The organism is Colwellia sp. BRX10-1 (genome assembly GCF_014077545.1).
Lineage (GTDB): Bacteria > Pseudomonadota > Gammaproteobacteria > Enterobacterales > Alteromonadaceae > Colwellia_A.
The window spans coordinates 1-3,063 of the sequence record NZ_JACGWC010000054.1; the positions used below are offsets into that span (position 1 = coordinate 1).

Sequence of the window (3,063 nt, forward strand, 5' to 3'; positions counted from 1 at the left end):
CAATGGATTAGGATATCATCTGGGTGTTTTTAGATTATTACTAAGACTTCTCAGTAATAAGACACGAATAATTGATTAGAAAATATATCGCAAATATTTTGAAGCTAACTTCCGCTTAGCGCACAAAGTGATCGTTAATACTTTTCAGTCTCGACAATTTCTCAGCGAGCATCAACCCGTTGACTAAAGATAGATTTGGTTCGAAAATATAATCTACTGAAGGTGTTGATTCTAATGGTCCTACTTGTCGAGATAACCTCATTTGTAATGTCTATTCACATAGCGTTTTCTAGTAATCGCTGGATAAATAAAGAGCGACGACTATTATTCGCAGTTTAACCAGTTCGTGTGCCAATAAAAATACAAGCTCAACAGATAGTCGTTCTAATGTATCCAATCTAATGATGAAAAGTAAAATAGCAACAGCCACGGTAACTTCAGAGATACGACAGTTAAAATACTTCTCGATGACATGAAGTTGCCATAATGAAGATAAAGGGTTATCGCTATTTAAAGGTCTTTAGAGGTCATTTAAAATGATAAAACCTTTTACAGAAAACTGTAAAAGGTTTTATTGGTGGTTATCTTAACAGTCAGTGTTTATAAAAATGACAACAACTCTTCGTCTAACTGCATTAACGTTTTAGGGTCTGCCATCATGGTGATTGCTAACGATTTAGTTCTTGGCAACATGCGCTCAAAATAAAACTCTGCGGTTTTAATTTTTGCACGGTAGAAGTCTCTGTTCTCAACATCAGTTGCTAATTTTTCATAAGCCGCCTGCGCCATTTGTGCCCAGAAATAAGCCATAACGATGTAACCAGAATACATTAAATAGTCAACCGAAGCAGATCCGACCACATCGCGGTTTTTCTTTGCTTTTAATGACAAACTTAACGTGTTTTTCTGCCAGCCGGCAACAGCTTTACTCAATGGCCAAATAAATTGATTCATTTGACGTTTATGAGGGTTACTTGAAATCATACTTTTTTCTTTACAAAAGCCTAAGACTTCCATGGTAAAGTGTTTTAAATACTTACCGCGATTTAATAAGATTTTACGTCCTAATAAATCAAGTGCTTGGATACCCGTTGTTCCTTCATACAAAGTAGCTATACGTGTATCACGAACAATTTGCTCCATACCCCACTCTTTGATAAAGCCATGACCACCAAATATTTGTAAGCCATGGTTTGCACTTTCTGAACCTAGTTCAGTGAGGAATGCTTTTAGAATTGGCGTAATAAAACCTAAACGATTATCTGCTTTACGGCGTTGCTTATCATCTTTCAACATTTGGATGTCGTCAACTATCTTCGCCGTATAATAAATCATAGCACGGCCACCTTCAGTGATCGCTTTTTGCGTCATTAGCATTTTACGAACATCAGGGTGAACAATAATTGGGTCAGCAACTAATTCAGGTTTTTTAGCACCGGTAAGTGAACGCATCGACAATCGTTCTTTTGCGTAAATTAACGAGTTTTGATAAGCAAGTTCTGCAGCACAGATACCTTGTAAAGCTGTACCAACACGTGCGGTATTCATAAAGGTGAACATACATTCTAAACCTTTATTTTCTTTACCGATAAGTACACCTTTTGCACCATCAAAATTTAAAACAGCGGTAGCAGAACCTTTGATACCCATTTTATCTTCAATAGAGCCACAAACAACATTGTTACTTTCGCCAATGTTACCTTGCTCATCAACTTGCATCTTAGGAACAATAAATAATGAGATACCACGCGTACCTTTTGGTGCATTGGGTAATCTTGCTAAAACGATATGGACTATGTTTTCAGTTAAGTCATGCTCACCAGCTGAAATAAATATTTTAGTACCACTAATACTAAATGTACCATCATCGTTTAACTCAGCTTTTGTTTTAACTTGACCTAAATCTGTACCACATTGCGGTTCAGTTAAACACATAGTGCCGGTCCAAGTACCTTCGGTAAGCTTAGTTAAGTAAAGCTGCTTCTGTTCTTCAGTACCGTGTAACTGTACTGTATCCATAGCACCGTGGCTTAGACCAGGATACATAGCCCACGACCAGTTTGCCGTACCCATCATCTCTGACTTTACCATACCAAGCGAAGCAGGAAGCCCTTGGCCACCATGTTCAACAGGGTGAGACAAACTCTGCCATCCACCGTCAACATATTTCTGATAAGCTTCTTTAAAGCCTGTAGGCGTGGTTACTTTACCATTATCAAAAGTACAGCCTTCTTTATCGCCACTTTGATTTATTGGTAATAATTCATTTTCACAGAATTTTGCACACTCTTGGAATATCGCATCAACCAAGTCAGGTGTCGCTTCTTCAAATTCTGGATACTGCTTATAATGGTCATAATAATTAAAGACATCTTCAAATAAAAACTTCATGTCTGTGATCGGTGCTTTATAACTGAGCATGTATCTCTCCAGTGCTTTTTAAACTATTTATTTAACTTCTTTCGAATATAACAGAAAAACAACTGGTCATACCACTGTTTTTTGCTAATAAATATTTATATATTTATAAATAGAACTTAAGTGTAGAAGACAACTGAATTTATTGAAGGGAATAAGTGTGTGCAATTTTAATTAATAATAAAAATTTAAGCTTTTCTATATAAGAAATAAATAGCATATTAACAATAATATTAGCTCTGTGGAATGTAGTAGAAACCGTGATAACAACAATCGCTGCAACAGGCTGCTTCGCATATAGGAAGGAAATCAAATTGAACGGTTATAATGTTTAGTCATTTGTTTTATAGAATTTGAGGTCTTGAGGTCTTGAGGTCTTAAACTATTTTAATTTTTTATATGACTATAAAAAACAGTAAAAACAATGTTGGCGGAGTGGACGGGACTCGAACCCGCGACCCCCGGCGTGACAGGCCGGTATTCTAACCAACTGAACTACCACTCCGCTGTATTGCTTTCTTCAACTTTTACGACCTGAGTAGACGATACTTACACCCGTGATTTTACTTTTGACTGCTATTATAAAAGATGTAACGCCTTTTATAGTTAGGTCATTCACACCTTATTCTTAATTTAAACAATGTT

At 36.4% G+C, this 3,063-nt stretch carries 1 protein-coding gene and 1 tRNA gene; both read right to left on the reverse strand.

Annotated features, from left to right (window positions below):
* Positions 1-600: 600 nt before the first annotated feature.
* A complete protein-coding gene (locus H4J75_RS19390; protein WP_182216149.1) occupies positions 601-2,421 on the reverse strand; it encodes an acyl-CoA dehydrogenase C-terminal domain-containing protein in 1,821 nt (606 codons plus the stop codon).
* Positions 2,422-2,846: 425 nt separating this feature from the next.
* Positions 2,847-2,923 (reverse strand) — tRNA-Asp (locus tag H4J75_RS19395).
* Positions 2,924-3,063 lie beyond the last annotated feature (140 nt).